Origin of the sequence: Bradyrhizobium sp. PSBB068 (assembly GCA_016839165.1) — a bacterium.
Classification (GTDB): domain Bacteria; phylum Pseudomonadota; class Alphaproteobacteria; order Rhizobiales; family Xanthobacteraceae; genus Bradyrhizobium.
This window is the reverse complement of the sequence record CP069300.1, coordinates 2441315-2463368: the sequence shown is the minus strand read 5'-3', so window position 1 is coordinate 2463368 and position 22054 is coordinate 2441315. Positions and strand designations below refer to the sequence as shown.

The 22054-nt window shown below is 64.9% G+C and carries 18 protein-coding genes and 1 pseudogene; 3 read left to right on the top strand and 16 right to left on the bottom strand.

Features of this window, described 5'->3' with window-relative positions; all coding sequences use genetic code 11:
* Positions 1-3 precede the first annotated feature (3 nt).
* The 6 genes from JQ507_11340 to JQ507_11315 all read right to left on the bottom strand — a co-directional run bounded on the left by JQ507_11340 (position 4) and on the right by JQ507_11315 (position 7282).
* Positions 4-702 carry an ABC transporter ATP-binding protein gene (locus JQ507_11340; GenBank protein QRI72017.1) on the bottom strand — a complete coding sequence of 233 codons (699 nt, stop codon included), beginning with the start codon at positions 700-702 and terminating at the stop codon, positions 4-6.
* A complete protein-coding gene (locus tag JQ507_11335; GenBank protein QRI72016.1) occupies positions 689-1420 on the bottom strand; it encodes an ABC transporter ATP-binding protein in 732 nt (243 codons plus the stop codon). Before JQ507_11335 ends, JQ507_11340 begins: the two co-directional genes overlap by 14 nt.
* A 1-nt stretch (position 1421) precedes the next feature.
* A complete protein-coding gene (locus tag JQ507_11330; GenBank protein QRI73295.1) occupies positions 1422-2645 on the bottom strand; it encodes an ABC transporter substrate-binding protein in 1224 nt (407 codons plus the stop codon).
* A gap of 131 nt (positions 2646-2776) precedes the next feature.
* Positions 2777-3865 carry a GTP-binding protein gene (locus JQ507_11325; protein QRI72015.1) on the bottom strand — a complete coding sequence of 363 codons (1089 nt, stop codon included), beginning with the start codon at positions 3863-3865 and terminating at the stop codon, positions 2777-2779.
* Positions 3865-5532, bottom strand: coding sequence for an amidohydrolase (locus tag JQ507_11320; GenBank protein ID QRI72014.1), 1668 nt, complete (start codon positions 5530-5532; stop codon positions 3865-3867). Before JQ507_11320 ends, JQ507_11325 begins: the two co-directional genes overlap by 1 nt.
* Before the next feature lie 172 nt (positions 5533-5704).
* On the bottom strand, positions 5705-7282 hold the full coding sequence (locus tag JQ507_11315) for a gamma-glutamyltransferase family protein (GenBank protein ID QRI72013.1): 1578 nt from the start codon (positions 7280-7282) through the stop codon (positions 5705-5707).
* Between the two features lie 387 nt (positions 7283-7669).
* Here JQ507_11315 and JQ507_11310 point away from each other — a divergent pair.
* A pseudogene (locus tag JQ507_11310) lies at positions 7670-8626 on the top strand (IS30 family transposase).
* Between the two features lie 97 nt (positions 8627-8723).
* Here the strand turns inward: JQ507_11310 and JQ507_11305 are convergent.
* On the bottom strand, positions 8724-9398 hold the full coding sequence (locus JQ507_11305) for a response regulator transcription factor (GenBank protein ID QRI72012.1): 675 nt from the start codon (positions 9396-9398) through the stop codon (positions 8724-8726).
* Positions 9399-9631: 233 nt separating this feature from the next.
* On the opposite strand from JQ507_11305, the gene JQ507_11300 reads away from it, so the two are divergent.
* The gene (locus JQ507_11300) at positions 9632-10834 is read left to right on the top strand and encodes a serine hydrolase (GenBank protein ID QRI72011.1); all 1203 of its coding nucleotides are present in this window, start codon (positions 9632-9634) and stop codon (positions 10832-10834) included.
* Between the two features lie 21 nt (positions 10835-10855).
* Entirely contained in the window at positions 10856-12460 is a 1605-nt protein-coding gene (locus tag JQ507_11295) for an ABC transporter substrate-binding protein (GenBank protein QRI72010.1), read from the top strand.
* Positions 12461-12567: 107 nt separating this feature from the next.
* Here JQ507_11295 and JQ507_11290 read toward each other — a convergent pair whose 3' ends face one another.
* From JQ507_11290 to JQ507_11250, 9 genes are all read right to left on the bottom strand, one after another.
* Positions 12568-13971 (bottom strand): amidase, encoded by a 1404-nt coding sequence (locus JQ507_11290; protein QRI72009.1) that lies wholly within the window; start codon positions 13969-13971, stop codon positions 12568-12570.
* A 15-nt stretch (positions 13972-13986) separates the two neighbouring features.
* Positions 13987-14748 (bottom strand): SDR family oxidoreductase, encoded by a 762-nt coding sequence (locus JQ507_11285; protein ID QRI72008.1) that lies wholly within the window; start codon positions 14746-14748, stop codon positions 13987-13989.
* Between the two features lie 63 nt (positions 14749-14811).
* The gene (locus JQ507_11280) at positions 14812-15522 is read right to left on the bottom strand and encodes an ABC transporter ATP-binding protein (protein ID QRI72007.1); all 711 of its coding nucleotides are present in this window, start codon (positions 15520-15522) and stop codon (positions 14812-14814) included.
* Positions 15512-16231 carry an ABC transporter ATP-binding protein gene (locus tag JQ507_11275; protein QRI72006.1) on the bottom strand — a complete coding sequence of 240 codons (720 nt, stop codon included), beginning with the start codon at positions 16229-16231 and terminating at the stop codon, positions 15512-15514. The genes JQ507_11280 and JQ507_11275 overlap by 11 nt, the downstream gene beginning before the upstream one ends.
* A gap of 2 nt (positions 16232-16233) precedes the next feature.
* Entirely contained in the window at positions 16234-17307 is a 1074-nt protein-coding gene (locus tag JQ507_11270; GenBank protein QRI72005.1) for an ABC transporter permease, read from the bottom strand.
* Between the two features lie 13 nt (positions 17308-17320).
* Positions 17321-18187, bottom strand: coding sequence for a branched-chain amino acid ABC transporter permease (locus JQ507_11265; protein QRI72004.1), 867 nt, complete (start codon positions 18185-18187; stop codon positions 17321-17323).
* A 94-nt stretch (positions 18188-18281) separates the two neighbouring features.
* Positions 18282-19520, bottom strand: a complete 1239-nt coding sequence (locus tag JQ507_11260) for an urea ABC transporter substrate-binding protein (GenBank protein QRI72003.1) — start codon at positions 19518-19520, stop codon at positions 18282-18284.
* A gap of 36 nt (positions 19521-19556) precedes the next feature.
* Positions 19557-20552, bottom strand: coding sequence for an acetamidase/formamidase family protein (locus JQ507_11255; GenBank protein QRI72002.1), 996 nt, complete (start codon positions 20550-20552; stop codon positions 19557-19559).
* Positions 20553-20570: 18 nt separating this feature from the next.
* Positions 20571-21971 (bottom strand): amidase, encoded by a 1401-nt coding sequence (locus JQ507_11250; GenBank protein QRI72001.1) that lies wholly within the window; start codon positions 21969-21971, stop codon positions 20571-20573.
* Between the last annotated feature and the right edge of the window lie 83 nt (positions 21972-22054).

Sequence of the window (22054 nt, the reverse complement as noted above, 5' to 3'; positions counted from 1 at the left end):
TGGCTAGTTTCCGAAATAGGCGTGCGTCAGCTGCTCCGGCTGCAACCCCTGCGCCGGGCCAGTCAACGACACCCGCCCCTTCAACAGGCAATAGATCCGCTCGGAGGTCGCGAGCGCGCGCTTGACGTCCTGCTCGACCAGCACGACCGCGGTGCCCTCGCGGCGGATGTCGGCGAACGAGCGATAGATCTGCTCGACCACGACGGGAGCAAGCCCGAGAGATATCTCGTCGCACAGCAAGAGCCGCGGATTCGACATCAGCGCGCGACCGATCGCCGCCATCTGCTGCTGGCCGCCGGAGAGCTGACCCGGAAACATCCGCCGCCGCTCTTCCAGGATCGGGAACAGGTCGAACACCCGCCGCAGGGTCCAGCTGCCCTTGCGACGGTTGACGCTGCCCATCAGCAGGTTCTCCTCGATGGTCAGCGAGTCGAACAGCAGGCGGCCCTCGGGCACCATGATGAGCCCGAGCCGCGACACCTGCTCGGCCGGCACCTGCGAGATGTCGATACCGTCGAAATGCACGGCCCCGCGCCGCTCCTCGTTGAGCCCGACCAGTGCCTTCAAGAAGGTTGACTTGCCGGCGCCGTTGGCGCCGACCAGCGCCACCGCCTCGCCGTCGGCGACGGTGAAGTTCATGTCGAACACGGCCTGGAGATCGCCGTAGAATATCTCGAGGCCGTTCACATCAAGCAACGCCATCGGCCTTCAATCCCATGTAGATCTCGCGTACCACGGCGCTGTCCATCACCTCCGCCGGCGGCCCCTCGAGCACCTTGCGGCCGAAATCGAGCACCAAGATACGATCCGACACCGCGCGCAGCGCATGCGGAATGTGTTCGATCCAGATCATGGCGTGATCGGCCTTGACCGACTTAATGATGGCAACGAGTCGCTCGACCTCGGGCTCGGTGAGACCGGCGGCGATCTCGTCGAGCAGAATCAGCTTCGGCTTCGAGGCCAGCGCCTTGGCGAATTCCAGCCGCTTGCGGTCGATCAGCGGCAAGGCGCCGGCGAGCTTGTCGGCCTTGGCGTCGAGCCCGGTCCGCTGCAGCACTTCCATGGTCCAGCTCGATGCCGCCTCGCCGTACAGGCCGGCGCCGTAGGATGCGGCGACCAGCGCGTTCTCATAGACCGACAGATGCGGAAACGGCTGCGGGATCTGGAACGCGCGCCCGAGCCCCATTCGTGCCCTTTGGTGCGGCGGCAGCCCTGTGATCTCCTTGTCATCCAGCATGATCGAACCGCCGTCGGCCGTGAGCAGGCCGACGACCAGGTTGAGCAGCGAGCTCTTGCCGGCGCCGTTCGGGCCGATCACGCCAAGGCATTCGCCGCGCGCCAGCTCGAAGCTGACGGCGTCGGCGACCACGATCTCGCCGAAGCGCTTCGACAGCCCGCTGACGCGCAGAAGCGGTGCCATCTCAGGCCAGCTTGGAGAGCAGCTGGAGATCGGCCTGCTTCGGGATGAACGGCGCGGTGCCGTTGTGCACGATCAGGAGCTCGTATTTCGACTTTCCGCCCTTGGTCTTGCGCCATTGCCCGCCCGACAGCGAGGTCACCGCGACATTCTTGATCGGGCTGTCCTTGAACTTGACCCGACCGACCACGGTCTCCATGTCGAGGCCGGCGATCGCATCGCGCAGCGAGTTCTTGTCCTTCGGATCGCTGTTCTGCAGCGCCGCGAGGCCGACCTCCCACAGCGCGTGGGCATAGCCGATCGGCTGGGTCCACTGCTTGCCGGTGGTCTTCTCCCACTCGGCAGCGAGTTCGGCAGCGCTCTGGCCGGTCAGCGACGACTTGAACGGATAGGCCGGCGTCCACCACACCTCGGTCGACATGCCGTCGCCGCGATCGCCGAGCGCGTTCACCGCGGCCGGGAACAGGAAGGCCGCCGCCACCGTGCAGATCTGCGGCTTGAAGCCGGCCTGCGCGGCCTGGTTCCACAGCGTCACCCAGTGATTGCTGAAGGTGAAGCCGGAGACGATGTCGACGCCGTTGTTCTTGAACAGCGCAATCTGGTTGGTGAAATCGTCGGTCGCGATCTGGAATTTGCCGGCCGAGAATTCCTGATAGCCGGCCCCCGAGATGCCGGCCGGCAGCCCGAGCTTCGGATCGGAGAATGCCTGGCCCGGCGGATTGTCGATGTAGAGCGTGCCGACCTTCTTGTTGGTCTCGACCGACTGCCACATGCCGAGGAAGTTCCTGGCGACGTCGTCGGCTCCCCAGAAGAAGTGATAGCTGTAGGGAAAGCCCTTGTCCGGCGTCGACTTGCGCGGGAACATCCAGCCCTGCCACGGCACCTGGGTCGAGATCGTCGGAATGCCGCGCGCGTCGGCGAGCTCCTGCACCGGCGGCTGGGCGTCGCCGTCCTCGATCAGGATCAAGTCGCACTTTTCACGCAGCACCAATTCACTCGCGATCACCGACGAGCGGTTCGGATCGGATTGATTGTCCTTGAACACCAGCTCGACCTGATAGGTCTTGCCGCCGATCTTCAGGCCGTCCTTCAGCCGCGCCTTGATGCGCTCGTGGATCCAGGGATCGGGTTCGGCGAACTGCGCGCGGACGCCCGAGAGGCACCCGACCCAGCCGATCTTGAGGGTGTTGCCGGCGGCCCGCGCGATGTTCACCAGCGGCACGTTCATCGCCGACGCCAGTCCGGTGGCGCCGGCCGCCTTCAGCAGCGTGCGCCGGTCGAGCCGGCCGGACGCTGTCGTCTTTGAATTCTCGGTCATGTCCCTCTCCCCTGAAACAATTGTCTGAACTACGTCTCGTCTCAAGCCGCAGATCGTTGAATCGCCGCACGGCTCACCGCGGCAAACTTGCACAAGGTGTTCTCGATGATCTGGCGCGGGATGCCGCGCACGATGAAGACAAGCCGCGAGCGCCGGTCGGCTGAAGGCCAGCCGGCAAGCGTGATCGGCGGATGGAACACATGCTGCACGCCATGCACCACCATGGGCGCATCCGGCTGCTCGGCGACATGCACGAGCGCCTTGAAGCGTAGCAGGTCCTCACCCTTGAGCGCCGCGACATAATCGAGCCAGCGCGCGAATGCCTCGCGCCCGATCGGCTCGTCGATGATCAGGCTGTAGGACGACACGCCGGCATCGTGCGCGTGATGGCTGTGATGGCCGCAATCTGCCCCATGGCAATCGTGATCGGCGCGATGATGCGGTTCGTTCGCCGCCTGCGCTGCCAGATCGAACCAGCGCACCACGTCGCCGGACCGGGCCGACGGATCGAACAGCCCGGCGTCGAGGACCTTCGCCGGATCGACCATTCCATTGCGGATCTGGTGGCGCGCGGCGACCGGATTGATCGCCGCGAGTTGCGCGTCGAGCCGCGCCAAAGCGTCATCGGCGGCAAGATCGATCTTGGTCACCAGCAACCGGTCGGCGACCGCAACCTGCCTGATCGCCTCGCCATGCGCGGCAAGGGTGTGTACGCCGTTGACGGCATCGACGGTCGCGACCACGCCGTCGATCCGGTAGCGACTGAGAATATCGGGCGCGGTCATCAGCGTGTGCAGCACCGGCACGGGATCGGCGAGCCCGGTGGTCTCGACCAGCACGCGGTGAAACGGCGGGATCGTACCGGCAGCGCGGCGCGCGGCGAGATCGGCCAACGTCTCGATCAGATCCTCGCGCACTGAACAGCAGATGCAGCCATTGTCGAGCAGCGCCAGCCTGTCCTCGCTGCTCTCGACCAGCAGGTGATCCAGCGCCACCTCGCCGAACTCGTTGATGATGGCGACGACGCCATTGAGTTCCTTCTGGCGCAGCAGATGGTTCAGCACCGTGGTCTTGCCGCTGCCGAGGAAGCCGGTCAGCACCGTGACCGGGATATGATCCGATGCTGTCATCACTCGCCCCGTTCGTAGACCCTGCGGCCTTCGAAGAAGGTCATCTCGACCCGCGTGTCGGCGAGCTGATCCGGCGGGACGTCGAAGATCATCTGGTCGAGCACGATCAGGTCGGCCGACTTGCCGACCTCGATCGAGCCGATCGACTGGCCAAGGCCGGCCGCGCGCGCGGCATCGATGGTGTAGATGTCGATCACGGTCTTGAGATCGAGCGCCTGCTCCGCCCACAGCGACTTGCCGGGAAAGTCCCCGGTCGGGTTTTGCCGTGTCACCATGCCCTCGATGCCTTGCCAGGGATCGGGGATCGGGATGACAGGCCAGTCCGAGCCGCCGGCCATCAGCGCGCCGGCCTCCTTCAAATCCTTGTTCGGCCAGAAGCGCTGCGCCCGCTCCTCGCCCATCGCGGCCTTGTGCGCCTCAAGGAAGATGGTCGGATACCAGATGATCGGTGACAGGTCGGCGGCAACGCCGAGCTCGGCGAAGCGCCTGATGTCGTCAGGCGCGATGTAGCTCGCATGAGCGATCTGGTGAATCAGGTTGGTCGGGCCGTTGAAGCTGCGCACGACATCGATGGCATCGAGCGCCTGCGTCACCGCGGCATCTCCAGCGCAATGGATCTTGGCGGCAAGGCCGAGCTTCTCGCATCGCCCGAGCCAGCGGATCAGGTCCGGCACGGTCAGCATCGTCGCGCCGCGGAAACAGCAGCCACGCACGGGATCGGCCAGATAGGGCTCATGGAAGGCGGCAGTCTTGGCACCCGGCACGCCGTCGAGGAACACCTTGACGTAGTCCGGCTTCACATGCGCGCCGCGATAGTCTTCGCGCAGCGCAAACAGCTCCTCGCCGGCCTTGCCGAACATGAAGCCCGGCTCAACCACCGGCATCGCGCAGACCGCCCAGGCGGTGAGCTCGCCCCGATCGTCGAGGCCCTTCAGCGCCGCCATGATCGGCTGCATGCTGGCGGCGTCGATGAAAGCGGTGACACCGTAAGAGTTCAGCACCGAGATCGAGCGCGCCACCGCGGCGCGGTCCATCTCCGGCGTGTAGTGACCGGACGCCGCCAGCGCCCGCTCGACCAGGCCCGAGGCGGCCTCGATCATGATCCCGGTCAGCGTCCCGGTCTTGAGGTCGCGGCCGATCTCGCCGTCGGTCGGATCGTCGGTATCGGCCTGCACGCCGGCAAGCCGCAGCGCCGCCGAGCTCGCCCAGCGATTGTGATAGGTGTCGTCGCGCAACACGACGGGATGGCCGAGGCATGCCGCGTCGAGCAGCGCGCAGGATTCCGCGGTGTTCATCTCGTTCAGCAGATTGTTGCCGAACTGGCCGCCGACGATCCAGGCGCCGGGCGCAGCAGCCGAGGCCGCCTTATGCAGGGTCTCGGCGATCCTCGGCACGCTGTCGGCGTTGGAGAAGCGCAGCTCGTAGAGATCGGCCTGCCCGCCCATCATGATGTGATTGTGGATGTCGACGATTCCCGGCATCGCCATCCGCCCGCCGAGATCGACGGTTGCGGTCCCCTCGCCGATCAGCGATGCGACGTCGCGCTCCTCGCCGACCGCGATGAACCGGCCGGCCTTGACCGCCGCGCAGGCCACCCAAGGCTGCCCTCGGTTCGACGTGTAGATCCGACCGTTGCGGAAGACCGTGTCGGCGAATGTCCTGGTCATGCGGATCAACTTCTCGATTGGGAAAGCCTGGAGCGCTCACTGTGCGGTGCACAGCGGCCGAACCGCGCACGACACCAGCGTGACGCCAACCGTTCGGCATGTCGGCATTTGGAACAATCCACCGTCCGGTGGATGCTCGCCGCCTCCCGCAATGCGGGGAAGCGGCGGCGCTCTAGAATCCCAGCGCCAGACCGTCCTTGCGATGGTCTGAGGCGCCGAGCAGGACACCGCGCGCATGGTCGATGCGGATCGCCTGGCAGCCGCCGATCGGCTCCTCGGAGAATCGCGCATCGTGGCCACGGGCGCGCAGCTCGTCGCGGATATCGGGTGATATCGTGGTCTCCAACGACAGCGCGCCGTCGAAGGCAAAGGAGCGCGGCGCCTCGGCCGCCGCCTGGATGTCCATCTTCAGGTCGAAGACGTTCGACAGCAGATTGGCATGGCCCGCGGCCTGGTAGTGCCCGCCCATCACCCCGAACGACATCACGGTCTTGCCGTCCTTGCGTACCAGGCCGGGGATGATCGTGTGCATCGGACGCTTGCGGGGTCCGAGTGAATTGAGGTGCCCGGGCCTCGCGCGGAAGCTCCAGCCGCGGTTGTGCAGCAGGATACCCGATTTCGGCGCGTAGATGCCGCTGCCGAACGGATAGAACAGCGAGTTGATCAGCGAGACGGCGTTGAGGTCGCGATCGACCACCGTGACATAGACGGTGTCGCGGTGCTCGATATCGTCCCAGGTCGCGGGCGCGGACGCACGGCTCATGTCGATCTTGCTGCGGATCAGGCCGATATGGTCCTCGGCGAGGAATGCAGCCGGATCGACCTTGCTGGTGCCGGGATCGCAAAAGAAGGCGTCGCGCGCGCGGTAGGCCGCCTTGGTCGCTTCGGCGAGCAGATGAATGCGATCGACTTGCGCGAGGGCGCCGACATCGAAGCCTGCGAGCGTGCGCAGGATCATCAGCGCGGCGAGGCCCTGCCCGTTCGGCGGACACTCGACGACGTCATGGTCATGGTAGCGCGCCGAGATCGGCTGCACATAATCCGAGGCGTGCGCCGCGAAATCGTCGCCGTGGTGGGCGCCGCCGAGGCCACGCAAGATATTCACCATCTCGTCGGCGGCCTCGCCCGCGTAGAACGCGTCGCGGCCGTGCTGCGCGATCCGGCGCAGGGTCCGGCCGAGCGCAGGTTGCGTACGGATGTCGCCAACCTCAGGCACCTTGCCGCCGGGAAGGAACTGGGCCGCCGCGTTGCCGTCGATCTCGATCCGCGCCCGGAAGCGGCGCCAATCCTCGGCAACGCGCGGCGTGACGCAGAAGCCCTGCTCGGCAGCCGCGATCGCCGGCCGGAAGATCTCCTCCAGCGGCTTGCTGCCGTGATCGGCGACCAGCCGGCACCATGCATCGATCGCGCCGGGCACGGTCACAGCCTCGGGCGCGGTCGGCGGAATGTCGCGGGCGCCGCTTCCGGAATATTTTCCGGCGTCGGTGCCGGCAGGTGTGCGGCCGGAACCGTTGAGCGCGATCGGCGCGCCGGCCTTCGGCGAATAGAGTGCGAAGCAGTCGCCGCCGATCCCGGTCATCTGCGGCTCGACCACGCCCTGCACCGCGACCGCCGCCACCGCGGCATCGACGGCATTGCCGCCGGCCTTCAGCATCTCGACCGCGGCAAGCGTTGCCTGCGGATGCGAGGTCGCGGCCATGCCGCGCTCCGCAACCGCCACCGAACGGCCGATGGCCATGAAATCACGCATGTCGCTTCCTCTGATGTTGCGAGCGGCAGCCGCTCGCCAACATTGTCGAAAACGACACCGGTCCTACGGAGAAATTTCGTCTCGGGCGTGCCGTAGCGGCAATCCACCTAACGGTGGATCGGGTGGAGGCGACTCGATCGGCACCCGTAACGGAGTTGTAGGACGGGCACCCCATCCTACAGGCGCCGCACCGTCAATAATTCCTATTTTGACTCACAGATCGGCAACACACTCGCCGTCGTCCCGGCGCAGGCCGGGACCCATACGCCGCAGCAGGTGTTGTGAACGGGACTCGTCAGTCCAGCAACGCGCCTCAATCAGCAACGGTGGCAATGGGTCCCCTGAGTTCACAAACGAAGTGCAACACTTCCAACTGGAGGTGTTGCCATGGGGCGGACTTACAAGCAGCTCTCCCTGGAGGAGCGATGCGAGATTGCCAGGCTTTCGGCCGGTGGCAGCTCGATCCGGCAAATCGCGGCAGCTTTGGATCGCCCGCCATCAACGATCTCTCGGGAGCTGAACCGTAATTCTGGCGTTCAGGTCGGCTACAAGCCCAGCTATGCCCAGCAACAGATGCGAGCGCGGCGCTGGACGGGCTCTCGCCTCGAACGGGAGGCCGGCCTGCGCCGTGCGGTGTTGGAACGTCTTGGCCGGGGCTGGTCGCCCGAGCAGGTCGCCGGCCGGCTGGCTCGCGAGCACGGCCGCAAGGTGATCTCCTATGAGAGCATCTACCGCTTCATTTATGCCCAGCTCACCCGCACCTCGGACTTCAGCTGGCGGCGCTACCTGCCGCGCGGCAAGAGCAAGCGCGGTCGCCGCGGCAAGCGGGGCGGCAGTCCCGCAAGCTTCATCGAAGGCCGTGTTTCGCTGGATCTGCGCCCCGTCGAGGTCGCCGATCGCAAGACCCCGGGCCATTGGGAGGCCGACCTCATGATGTTCTCCAAATACGGTCAGCAGATCCTGGCCGTGCATGAGCGCACCTCCCGCCTGTTGCTCGGCGTCCCCCTCGCAAGCAAGCTCGCCTCCGGCGTCGCTCACCATCTCGTACGCCTGTTCGAGGTCCTGCCACAGCCGATCCGCCAGACCGTCACCTTCGACAACGGCACCGAGTTCGCATCTCACCTTGCCTTGCAAAGCCTCTTGATCAAGACGTACTTCTGCGATCCCCACGCCCCCTGGCAAAAAGGGGGCATCGAGAACGCCATCGGCCGCATGCGCCGCTTCATCCCGCGCAACACCGACCTCGAAAAGCTGCCAACCCGCCGCCTGCGCAAGTCCATCGCCGCCTACAACAACACCCCGCGCAAATGCCTTGACTTCAGGACCCCGGCAGAGGTCTTTGCTGCTCAAGTGTTGCACTTCGAGTGTGAATCCACCTCCCGGCCTGCGCCGGGACGACGTGCTGGAAGGCCACGGACTTACAATCTACAGCCCGCGCCCCTCAATGCGGCCGCGACATCATCGCCACCACGGCCGAGCGGGTCTCGACGCCGAGCTTCTCGAAGATATGGATCAGGTGCGTCTTCACCGTCGCGAGCCCGATGTTCAGGCACTCGCCGATCTCGCGATTGGTCCGGCCGCAGCCAAGGAGCTCGACGACTTCCATCTCGCGCGAGGTCAGGCCGTAACGCGCCGGCTCATCGGAACTGGATGACAGGCGACTGGTCAGGTTGAACTCGAGATAGTCGTGGATCTTCTCGGCAATATGCATGCTGCCGTCGGGGATCGCACAGCCCGGCGCCCAGAGCACGCTCATTCCGGCGACGATGCGGTCGTTGCGGCGGAAGAAGAACTCGATCATGTCGGCGACGCCGCACTGGCCGGCGAAGGCGCGATAGGTCGCAGCCTCCTGGGAGGCGCATTGGTCGAGGGCGATGCTCAGCCTGGCGATCGGCCGGTTGCTGGCAGAGCGCGGATGCAGCGGATCGAGCCGGTTCATGCCGGCCAGATACTGATCGTGGAAGCTCGGCGGGACGTTGCTGCTCAGCACGAAGCGGTTGAGGGTCAAATTACCGTCGACCTCGTAGAACGCGGTCGCGGAACCCTCGAGAATGCCTCGCGCGAACTGAATGGCCTGCGTGGTCGCCGGATCCGGTCGGCCCAGAAGCGCGATCATGACCTACCTCCCGATGTTTCCCGATGGCGAACGTCTGCGCGTCGCATGCCCGGCACGCTGGGGCAGACGCAGGGCGTAGTCAAGCAATTTGCGGGCCAAACCGGCACCACGCACAATCCTCGAAACGGTTACGCCGGAGTAACCCGACGGCCCCTCCACCATCCGGTTGATTGCGAGCGGCGCGGCGCATGCGGAACCTTCAGACATCTTCCGATATCATTGCTGGATCAAGAATGAATTCGCGTCGCATCATGGCCGCCTTCCCCTCGGCGGCCGACCAACAAGTCACGCTCGCCAACTGGCGTCAGCATCCGTTCAGCGAGTGGGGATTTCGCAACGTTCGCGAGCTGCTGCCCACCGCAAACATCGCGCGCGCCCAGACGCCGGCGCCGCTGTCCTTTGCGCCCCGCCATCTCGACGACATCGGCTTCGCTGACCCGCGCAGCGAGACGATCGGCGTCGGTCAGGCGCTGCGCGCCAGCCATACCGACGGCATCGTGGTGTCGCATCGCGGACAGGTCGTGTTCGAATGGTACGCGCATGGCCTGACACCTGACACCCCGCACCTCATTTTCTCCGTCAGCAAATCGGTCGCCGGAACGCTTGGCGGCATCCTGGCCGATCGCGGCATGCTCGATCCCGACGCGCCGGTGACGCGCTATATCCCGGAGATGGAAGGATCGGTCTATGGCGGCAGCTGCACGGTGCGGCATCTGCTCGACATGAGCGTCGGCATCCGGTTCGAAGAGGATTACATGGCGCGCGACGGTGACGTCGTGAACTACCGCCGCTCCACCGGCTGGGAGCCGCCGGATCCGGCTGTTCCACCGACCAATTTGCGCGATTATCTGCGCACCCTGCGGCCAAACGGCGCGCCGCACGGCGAGACCTTCCACTACGTCTCGACCAATACCGACGTGCTCGGCTGGGTCTATGAGCACGCCTGCGGCATGTCCTACGCGAAGATCCTCTCGCAATATCTGTGGCAGCCGATGGGCGCCGAGCACGACGCCTACATCACGGTCGATTCCCGCGGCGCGGCGCGCGTCGCCGGCGGCATCTGCGCGACGCTGCGCGACCTCGCCCGCTTCGGCGAGATGATGCGCAATCACGGTATCAGCAACGGACGACAGGTCGTACCCGGCTGGTGGGTCGACGACATCAGGCAGAACGGCAACGCCGAGGCCTGGTCGCGCGGTGACCTGACCAAGGTGTTCCCGAACGGCAATTACCGCAACAAATGGTACACCCTCGACCGGCGCGAAACGCCGTTTGCCGCCGTCGGCATCCATGGCCAGTGGATCTATATCGATCCGGCCCACGAGACCGTGATCGCGCGTGTCTCCTCGCAGCCGCTGCCGATGGATCTCGATCTCGACCACATGTGGATGCGCGGCTATCGCGCGATCGCGGCCAGGCTTGGCGGCGACGCCTGACGGCTGCGACAGGGGGATATCATGGGACCATCGATCAACCGCCGCCGCCTGCTGCAGATGGGCGCAGGCGCGGGCCTCGGCGTTGCGATGCCAAGTCTTGCGATGCCAGGTATCGCGCGGGCCAGCACCAAAACGATCACCGCCGTCATGCACGCGCCGCTGCGCGCCACCGATCCGATCATGACGACGGCGTGGACGGCGCGCAACCACGGCTACATGATCTACGACACGCTGTTCTCGACCAACTCGAAGTTCGAGATCAAGCCGCAGATGGTCGAGGCCTGGGAGGTCTCTGCCGACAACCTCATTTATACATTCCGCCTGCGGCCCGGCCTCAAATTCCATGACGGTAGTGCGGTGACCTCGGCCGACGTGATCCCCTCGCTGCAGCGCTGGTCCAAGCGCGACTCGATGGGCCAGAAGCTGTTCGAGTTCGTCGCCGAGCTTAAGGCGGTCGACGAGCGGACCTTCCGCATGGCGCTGAAGGAGCCGTGCGGCTTCGTGCTCGCCGCGCTCGGCAAGCCGACCGCCAACGTGCCCTTCATCGTGCCGGCGCGGATCGCCGCGACGCCCGCCGACCAGGCCATCACGGATCATCTCGGCTCCGGGCCATTCCGTTTCGTGACGCCGGAATTCCAACCCGGTGTGAAAGCGGCTTACGAGAAGAACCCCGACTACGTCTCGCGCGACGAGCCGTCGGACGGCACCGGCGGCGGCAAGGTGGTGAAGATCGGCCGCTACGAATGGATCAGCGTGCCGGACTTCCAGATCGCGACCAACGCGCTGATGAACGACGAGATCGACTATTTCGAGGTGCCGCCGCACGACCATCATCCATTGCTGGCGCGCGCCGCGAACGTCGAGCTGACCGATTACAACACGCTCGGCTTCTCCGGCATGTGCCGGATGAACTGGCTGGTGCCGCCGTTCGACCGGGTGGAGATCCGCCAGGCCGTGCTGCACGCAGTGAACCAGAAGGACTGGCTCGACACCCAGATCGGCAACCCCGATTACTACAAGGTCACCCCGGCGATCTTCGTCGCCGGCACGCCGTTCGAGAGTACGATCGGCTGGTCGACCAGAGCAGACACCGCAAAGGCCAAGGAGCTGCTCAAGCAGGGCGGCTACAAGGGCGAGCCGATCACGATCCTGCACGCGACCGACGCCCCGATCATCACCGCGCTCGGCACGGTCACGGCCGAGGCGTTGCGCGCGATCGGCATGAACGTCAACCTGCTGGCGATGGACTGGGGATCGGTGGTGGCGCGGCGCGCCAAGCAATCGATGCCGGCCGAGGGCGGCTGGTCGCTCTATCATTCGACCTGGGCGAGCGCCGACCTCGTCAATCCGATCGGCAATGCCTGCGTCAACGGCAAGGGCAAGAATGGCGGCTTCTTCGGCTGGGTCGAGGACGCCGAACTCGAGCGGCTGCGCGACGGTTTTGCCCGCGCTGCGGCGCCGGCGGACCAGAAGGCGATCGCCGACAAGATCCAGGCGCGCGCCTATGAGGTGGTCACCCACGTCCCGACCGGGCAGTACAACCAGCCGGCCGCGACGCGAAAGGCGTTGAAGGACATCGTCCGCGCCCCGGTGCCGCTGTTCTGGAACGTCGACAAGACCGGCTGACGGGGCGCTAAAGCGCGATGAGATCAGGTTGAATCGTCATCGCGCTTTGGTTCTCGTTTAAGCATGATCTTTTCGGAAAACCGCTTCGCACTTTTCCGGATCATGCCCTATTCGACCGGCGGCCGCCGCGTGTGCCAGTCGGTCACCGACTGGTACGCTGCGCCGGCGCGGACCAGCACGTCTTCGGAGAGATGCGGGCCGACCAGCTGCATGCTGAGCGGCATCCGGTCGGATGCCATGCCCATCGGCAATGTGATGGTCGGGCTGCCCGAGAAGTCGAACACCGCCGTGAAGCGCAGGATGCTCAGGAGCACATTGGGATCGGCGCCGTACTCGCTCATCTTCGTCAGCGTCGGGATCGGCACCGGCATCGTCGGGATCAGGAGGAGATCGATATCCTCGAACATCGCAGCAAGGCTGCCACCGAACTTGAGCCGCTCGTGATGGATCGCGGCAATATCGACGCCGCTGACCGACCTGCCCTGCTCGATCAGCTGGGCGAGGTCCGGTCCATACTCCGACTTCCGCGTCGGGTAGGTGTCGAGATGCGCCTCAGCCGTCTCCACCGAGCACATCGCAATCCACTGGCTGACGAGTTTCTGGTACGGCGGGAAATGCACCTCGCGGATGTCGGCACCGAGATCGGCCAGCGTGCGCTCGGCTTGCAGCAATGCTGTTACGACCTGTCGGTCGATTCCCTCCTGGGTGTACCTGCGATCAACGCCGATCCTGAGGCCCCTGATGCCCTCGCCGATCCCGGCCAGATAATTCGGCACCGGCGCCCTCAAGGCGGTCGGATCATTGGCATCGGCGCCGGCGATGACGCCGAGCATCGCAGCCGCATCCGCCGCGCTCCGGCACATCGGTCCGACATGATCGAGCGAATCCGCCAGCGGGAAGATGCCGTGCCGGCTGACGCGGCCCCAGGTCGGCTTGATCCCGGTCAAGCCGCAAGTCGCCGACGGAAACCGGATCGAGCCGCCGGTGTCGCTGCCGATCGAGCCGTAGCAGAGCCCGGCCGAGGTCGCGACGCCCGATCCGCTCGACGAGGAGCCGACCCAATAGTTCACATTCCACGGATTGAGCGGAGCCTCGACGGCCGGATGGTGGCTGGTATAGGCGCCCTCCGTCATCTTCAGCTTGCCGAGCGTCACCGCGCCGGCGAGCTCCAGCCGGTCCACGATCGTGGCGTTGAAGGACGGCACGAACCTGGCGTGGATCGTCGTGCCGCCCGCGGTCGGCGCAAACGACGTATAGCAGAGGTCCTTCAGCCCGATCGGAACGCCGTGCAGCGGGCCGCGCCAGATGCCCCTGGCGATTTCCGCGTCATGCTGTTTCGCCTGGGCCATGGCCCGCTCCGCGAGCACGTGCACATAGCCATGGAATTGCCCATCCAACTTCGCGATCCGGCTCAGGATCGTCTCCGTGATCTCCGAAGGTTTCGCTTCGCCGCGGCGGATAAGCCCGGAGATCTCGGTGATCGACTTGTAGTGCAATGGATCTGCTGACATGTCGCTGTGGCCCAACTAGAACTGGACGCCGCGCGTCAGCGCACCGTCGACGACGAGGTTGGTCCCCGTGATGAAGCTCGCCGCCCTGCTCGCCAGGAACACGGCGGCGTTGGCCATCTCCTGCGGCGTGCCCATGCGGCCGGTCGGGTTGAGCGCCAGCGCGGACTTGTACAGTTCGGGATTGCTGTCCTTGATCATGTTCCAGACACCGCCCTCGAAATAGGTGTTGCCCGGCGACACCGAATTGGCGCGGATGCCCTTGGCCGCCAACTGGTAGGCGAGCCCCTGCGTGTAGTGGATGATCGCGGCCTTGAACGTCCCGTACGGACCGCTGGCAAAATCGACCTCGCGACCCGACACGCTGGAGATGGTGACGATCGCGGCCGCCTTGCTCTTCTCGAGATGGGGCATCGCGGCGTTGACGAGCCGCACCGTGCCCATCATGTCGGTGGAGAATTCCTTCTCCCAGCTTTCCTCGTCCTGTCCGATCGACAGCGCGCTGACATTGGCGACCACGACATCGATACCGCCGAGCCTGGACGCCATGTCGGCGACCCAGGCTTTCAGTGCGGGCCCGTTCGCGACGTCGACGGCAGAACCGAACGCCGCAACGCCCTTGGCCTTGATCGCGGTGACCGCGGCATCGACGTCAGCCTGATTGCGCGCGCAGATGCCGACATTGGCGCCCTCGGCCGCGAATGTGTCAGCGATTGCCCGACCGATGCCCTTGGTGCTGCCGGTGACGAGAACCTTTGCTCCCTTGAGTCCCAGATCCATATCCATTCCCTCCATTGTTATCGATTATGGAACACGCACGTTCGAACCGAATTGCGCGGCCGATCAAAGCAGCAGCTGCGCGCGCACATTGTCTTCGTTGACCTCCTCATCGGCCAGCGATCGCGTGATCTTGCCCTTCTCCATGATGTAGCAGCGCTGCGCGACCGCGAGAATGGTGTCGAGATTCTGCTCGACGATGATGATCGTCGTCCCAAGCTCCGTACGGAACGATTTCAGTGCCTCGCAGATATGCTGCACGATCGAGGGCTGAATCCCCTCGGACGGCTCGTCGAGGATCATCAGGGACGGGTTGCCGATCAGCGCGCGGCCGATCGCAAGCTGCTGCTGCTCGCCGCCCGACATGGTGCCCGCGATCTGGCGCCGGCGTTCCTTCAGACGCGGAAAATACGCGTAGACCAGTTCCGGCAGCTTCTTCCCCTCGGGGCCGCCGATCAATTCGCCGACCTGCAAATTCTCCTCGACGCTCATCTGTGGAAACACGTCGCGACCTTGCGGGATATAGCCGAAGCCGGCGCGCGCGCGCGCATCGGCCTCGAGTTGCGTGACGTCCTGGTCCATGAAGGTGATGGTGCCGCGCCAGGTTTGCAGCAGGCCGATCAGGCAGCGCATCAGCGTCGACTTGCCGACGCCATTGCGGCCGATCACCCCGACGATCTCGCCGCGCGAGACCTGCATGCTGACGCCCTGCAGGATCGGCGTCGCGCCGTAGCCCGCCCAAAGTCCCGAGACGTCCAGAATGCGATCAGTGGGCATGGGTCTTACCCAGATAGATTTCGGCGACCTTCTCGTCTTCCAGGATGGATTCGAGGCTGCCGTGTGCGAAGATCTTGCCGAGATGCAGCACCGTGACGCGCTGGGCGACCTGTCGGACGAACGCCATGTCGTGCTCGACAACCAGCACCGTCATGCCCTCGGCATTGAACGACTTGATCAGCTCACCGGTCTTGTAGGTCTCCTCCGGCGACATGCCGGCGGTCGGCTCGTCCAGCAGCAGCAGTTGCGGCTGCAACGCCAGCGCCATGCCGATTTCGAGCCATTGCTGCTGGCCGTGCGACAGCGCGCCGGCGAGCTTGCCGGAGTCCTCGACGAGATTGAGCAGCGACAGCAGCCGTTCCTCCTCGGCGCTGCGTTCGGCGCCCGAAAGCCGGTCCTGGAGAGCGATCTGGATGTTCTGCCGCACCGGCAGCTCCTTGAACACGCTGGGCGCCTGCATCTTGATGCTCATGCCACGCTGCACCCGCGCATAGGGACGCTCCGCGGTGATGTCGACGGAATCGAAGAAGATGCTGCCCGCGGTCGGCGGATAGAGACCGACGATCAGCTTGAACAGCGTGCTCTTCCCGGCTCCATTGGGCCCGATCAGGCAGTGCACTTCGCCGGCATTGACCGTCAGATCGACCTCGGAGACCGCGGTCAACCCGCCGAAACGCTTGGAGACGCCTTTCACATCGACCAGCGCCATGATCAGGTCTCATCCGATTGCAGACGGCCGGCATCGGCCAGCGCGGGGCTCTCGTCGCGCCGCCGGCGCCTGGACCACCAATCGACCACGAGTTTGCCGATGCCGAGCACAAAGCCCTGCGGCGCCAGCATCACGGTGGCGAGCAGCAGCACGCCCATCAGCACCAGCGCAGCCTGCTGGCTATAGACGGTGATGGTCTGGAAGCCGAACAGCAGCAGGAACGAACCGACCAGGGTCGCGGTCAGATCGTTGCGGCCGGAGAACGCGACCCAGACGATCGGCATCGCGGCGGCCGGCAACCCGATGCTGGAGGGCGTGATGAACTGCCCCCAGGAGGTGTACAGCGCACCGCTGAGGCCCGCGAGGCCGCTGCCGATCACGAAGGTCAGGAGCTGATACTTGCGGACGTCGTAACCCAGCATCTCGGCGCGCTGCGGGTTTTCCCGCGTCGCCACGATCACATTGCCGACGCCCGAGTTCACCAGCATGCGCAGCGCGATGTAGACGATCACGATCAGCGCGATCATGACGTAGTAGAGCGCCGATCCCTCGATGTCGAAGCTGCCGACGGTGAGCGGGTCCATCCCCTTCATGCCGTTGAAGCCGTTCAGCCGGGCCGGACCGATATGCCATTCGGGCCCGGCGGTCTGCCCGAGGAAGAAGGCAAGCACCAATGTCGCCGACAGCGTCACGATGCCGAAGAAGATCCCGCTGATGCCGCCCCAGATCATGAAGTAGCCGAGGATTCCCGCCGCGATCATCGCGATGACGACCGACAGGACAAGTGCGGCGATCGTGGCCGTTCCGCCGCCCATATTGATGGCAAGCACGCCATAGCCGTAACCGGCGATGCCGAAGAAGAAGGTCTGGCCGAACGACAGCATGCCGCCGTAGCCCCACATCAGGCAGAGCCCGAGCGCCATGAAGATCCAGATCAGGAAGTAGGCGAAATTGCCGACATCATAGGAATCGGCGAACAGCGGATAGATCAGCGCGCCTGCCAGCACGGCAAGGAAGCAGGACCAGAAGATCCTGCCGCGTCCGAGCGTCTGCGGACCGTCGAGCAGCTTCAACATCGGAAATTCCTGTCTAGCGCCCACGACGCACCAGCACGCTGGATAGCCCTTCGGGCAGCACACGTATGATCAGGATCACAGCAAACAGCATGCCGATCTGCCCGATGATCTGCCCGTAGCTCGCATTCAGCGCCATTCGTATCATCGCCAGGAACACCGCAGCCGGCGCGGTTCCAAGCAGCACATTTGCGCCGCCGATCACCACGGTCACGAAGCTCTCGACCACGAAGGTCGCGCCCATGGTCGGGATCAACGTCATGGTCGGCGCGTACAGCGCGCCGCAGAGTCCTGCAAGCGCCGTGCCGATCCCGAAGCTGATGGAATAGATCCGTCCAGTCCGCGCACCGAGTGCCTTCGCCATGGCTGCGTTCTGCATCGTCGCCCGCGCGATCACGCCAAAGCGCGTCTTCATGAAGATGATGTAGAGCCCGGCCAACACCGCCACCGCGCAGCCGAACAGCACGAGGCGGTAGGTTGAGAACGTGTAGCCCCCGATCGCGAAACTGCCCTCCGGCGTGCCGATGCCGCGCACCGCGGAGCCGACGATCAGCAGCATCGACTGCGTCACGATCAGGCTGAGGCCCCAAGTGGCGAGCAGCGAGTCGAGCGGGCGCTTGTAGAAGCGACGCACGATCAGCAGCTCGACGATCATGCCGATGATCCCTGCGGTCAGCGCGGCCATGATCTGGGCGATCGGCAGCGGTACGCCGAGATTGACGAGCCCGACCGTCACATAAGCGCCGCACATGATGAACTCGCCATGCGCCATGTTGATGACGCCCATCATGCCGAACACGATGGCAAGGCCCGCCGCGGACAGGATCAGGAACGCGAAGACGTCGGCGAATTGATAGAATATCGAGAAGAGTTCAGCCGACATTCCGCTCTCCGTGGTCACGGCGCCGCAGCATTGCGGCGCCGGTTCGGTTCAAAGCCTGACGCGAGAACACGAGCAAGATTCGTGCCCGCGCGCATCACGATTTGCTGGGAAGATGGCTCGGCGTGTACTGATCCTTGTCGTTCTTCTTGGTGAGATCGCAGCCGATCTCGCCGAGCCAGTACGGCTGGATCGTTCCGTAGTCCTTCTCGACGGTCACCTCGTGCTTGGGCCCGACCGAGATCAGGCGCATGCGGTGCGACGTATGCTGGCTCTTCGGATCGATGCAGACCTTGCCTTCGGGCGCATCGATGCAGGCATCGCCAGTCGCGATCACCTTGCGCATGTCCTCGAGCTTGGTCGACTTCGCCTTCTCGACCAGCGCCTTGTACATGTAGAGCGCGTTGTAGGCGTTGTAGCCCATGTCGTTGATGTAGAGTTCATCTGGGAACTTGGCGTGCCAGCGCTTCTTGAAGTCGTTGGCTTCGGGCGTGTCGATCTCCTCGAACCAGTTCGCGGTCGCATGCATGTTGTTGAGCGCCGGCGGCTTGAACCGCTTGTGCTCGAAGCCGAGCATGACCTTGATCGAGGAGCCCATCGGCAGATTGAGGTTGGCGGCGGCCGCCTGCTCGAAGAACGAATCCTGCGCGGCGCCGACATTGATCGTCAGCAACCAGTCCGGCTTCGCCTTCTGGATGTTCTGGATCGTCTGCGCAAACTGCGAGACACCGAGCGGGATGAACTCCTCGCCGACGACTTCGCCGCCAAGGTCCTTCATGATCTTGCGGTTCCACTCCGCCGAGATCTGGCCGAAATTGTAGTCTGCGGCGATCACGTAGACCTTCTTGCCGAACTTCTCGACCATCCAGGGGATCAGGGTCGAGAACTGCTGCTCCGGCACCGCCCCCATGCTGACCATGCTGGCGTCGCAGACACCGCCTTCATACTGGTTCGTATAGAAGTATGGCGTCGTGGTGCGATCGACGATCGGACGCAATGCCTCGCGCGAGGCCGAAGTGATGCCGCCGATCAGCACGTCGACCTTGTCGCGATTGAGCAGCCGCCTGCCGAACTCCTGGTAGCGGGCATTGTCACCTTGGGGATCAAGGTGGATCAGCTCGATCTGGCGGCCGAGAATGCCACCGCTCTTGTTGATCTCCTCGACCGCGAGCTGCGATCCGTGCAGCTTCGGCATGCCCATGAAGGCGAGGTCGCCGGAGACGTCCTCAAGCAAGCCGACCTTCAGCGGCGGCTCCGCCGCCTGCGTGCTGCCTGTTGCCGCGATTCCAAGCATTGCGCCAAGCAAAGCCATTCCAACTATTCGCCCCGAATTCATAGCGATGTTCCCTGTCGTTGAATGATTGTTGGAAGTTCACGCCTTGAGGTAGTTCTTCAGGATCGACGCCCCCATCGTGTATTTGGGGTCGACCATGTTGCCGAGCCGCATGCGGCCGGCCTGGCTGAGCAGCATGTAGGCGTCGATCTCATCGAAGCCGTAGTCGGCGCTCATCCACCGCACCAGTTCGCGGTAGGCGATCCGCGCCGCGTCTTCGAGCGGGCGGGCGCTGCCGATCGTCATGATGAAGTCGCGCGTCTCGAGCCGCGGCCAGGCAAAGCTCCAGTTCTTGATCAGGTCGATCTGCAGCGTCACGGTCGCACGCTGTTCGAGTGCGACGCCCGACAGTTCGCCATCGCCCTGCGTGGCGTGGCAATCGCCGACATAGAGCAACCCGCCTTCGGCATGCACCGGAAGATAGATGATCGCGCCCGGCGCGACGTCGGGCAGGTCCATGTTGCCGCCGTGATAATCGGGCTGCAGCGAGGAGATCGCCTCGATCTCGGGTGACACGCCGATCGTGCCGATGAAGGGCTCGTAGGGCAGCGTGATCTTGTCGTTCCAGCGCACGCCGTTGCGGTCGACATGCAGCTTCTTGACCCGCTCCGGCAGCGGCGGATTGAGCAGCGCGGTCGATGCGGTCCCGACCAGACCACCGAACTCCGGGATGATGCAGGTGGTGCCGGCCGGTTGCGCGCCGCGGGTCTCGACGTCGCGGATATAGACGGCGAGACAGTCGCCCTTCCTGGCGCCCTTGACCGCGATCGGCCCGCATTGCGGATTGAGGTACGGGAAGTTCAGCTTGGCCGTCGGGCTATCGCTTTCGCTGGTCAGCACGCCGCCGAAGGCATCCTCGGTCTCGACGACCACCACCCCGCCCGGATCAATCGACAGCGTCGGCTTGGCATAGGGTCCGTAGACGTAGTGGAAGCTGCCCTGCTGCTCGATCGTCAAACTATGGGTCGTGCCGGTCGCGCCGTTGGCGACGGCCCGCCTTGCCATGATGGAACTTCTCAACCAGTCTTCGGTCATGCGGACGGCTCCTTGGGCTCAGATCGCGGGATGGCGCTTGTGCCAGTCGGTGACGCGCTGGAAGGCATCGCCCGCGCGAACGAGGCTCGCTTCGTCGAAATGACGGCCGACGAACTGGAAGGCCACCGGGCCGCCGTTCGGCGCGAAGCCACCGGGAAGCGTCACGGTCGGGCTGCCGGTCATGTCGAACGGACAGGTGAAGCGCAGCAGCCCGGTGATCAGCGACGGGTCCTCGCCGAGCGCCGCCATCTTGGCCAATGTCGGCGCGGCGAATGCCTGGGCCGGAACGGCAATCAGATCGACCGTCTCGAACAGCAGCCGCACGGCGCCACGAAACGCTTCGCGCCGCAGCACGATCTTCTGATAGTCCATGCCGGATTGCGCCCGGCCGAGATCGAGCAGGCCGGCAAGCGCCGGACCGTATTCGTCCTTGCGCGCGGGATAGGTTGCTTCGTGCGCAACGGCCACCTCGATGCCGCACAGCGGGAACCAATCCTCGATCACGGCTTTCGGATCGGGGAACGTGATCTCCTTGATCTTCGCGCCGAGGTCGGCCGCGACGCGCAGGCCTTCGCTGAGCACCTTGCCGGCAGCCTCATCGGTACCCTCGCTGGTCCAGCGCCGATCGACGCCGATTGCGACCCCACGCAGATCTCCGGTCAGGCCCGCGAGATAATCGGGCACCGGCAGCGGCACGGAGGTGGTGTCCTTGGGATCCTGCCCCGCGATCACGGCCAGCATCGCGCCGCAATCGGCGGCGTTGCGCGCCATCGGACCGATATGGTCCAGCGTCGCCGCGAGTTCGAAGGCGCCGTAACGGCTGACGCGTCCCCAGGTCGGCTTCAACCCAGTGATGCCGTTGGCGGCTGACGGAAAGCGGATCGAGCCGCCGGTATCGGTTCCGAGCGAACCGAAGCAAAGCCCCGCCGCGGTGGCGACGCCCGAACCGCTCGACGACGCACCGGACCACAAATCTGCATTCCACGGGTTCTTCGGCGGATCGATCTTCGGGTGATGGTCGGCATAGGCCCCCTCGGTCTGCTGCAACTTGCCGAGAATGATGGCGCTGGCCTCCTTCAGCCGCGCGACGACCGTGGCGTCCTCGGTGGGGCGAAAGTCGCGATGGATGGTCATGCCATGCGCAGCCGGCGCACCCTTGGCCCAGCACAGATCCTTGACCGCGATCGGCACCCCGTGCAGCGGCCCCTTGATCCTGCCGTATGCGATGTCCTTCTCCGCTGTTGCGGCTTCGGCAAGCGCGGCGTCGCCCATCACATAAGCGTAGCTCTTGAGCTTGCCGTCGAGCTGCTCGATCCGCCCGAGCATCGCCTTGGTCACCTCGACCGGAGAGAGCTTCCTGGCCTGGATTTGCTGTCCGACCTCAATCAGTCCGAGATAGTGAAGATCCGTCGTCGGCATCGTTTCTCATTCCCCGCACTTGGCACCGCATTTGGCACGACGCAAGCCTTGCCCATCACCGCGCATGCGCCTTCGGCTTGGCG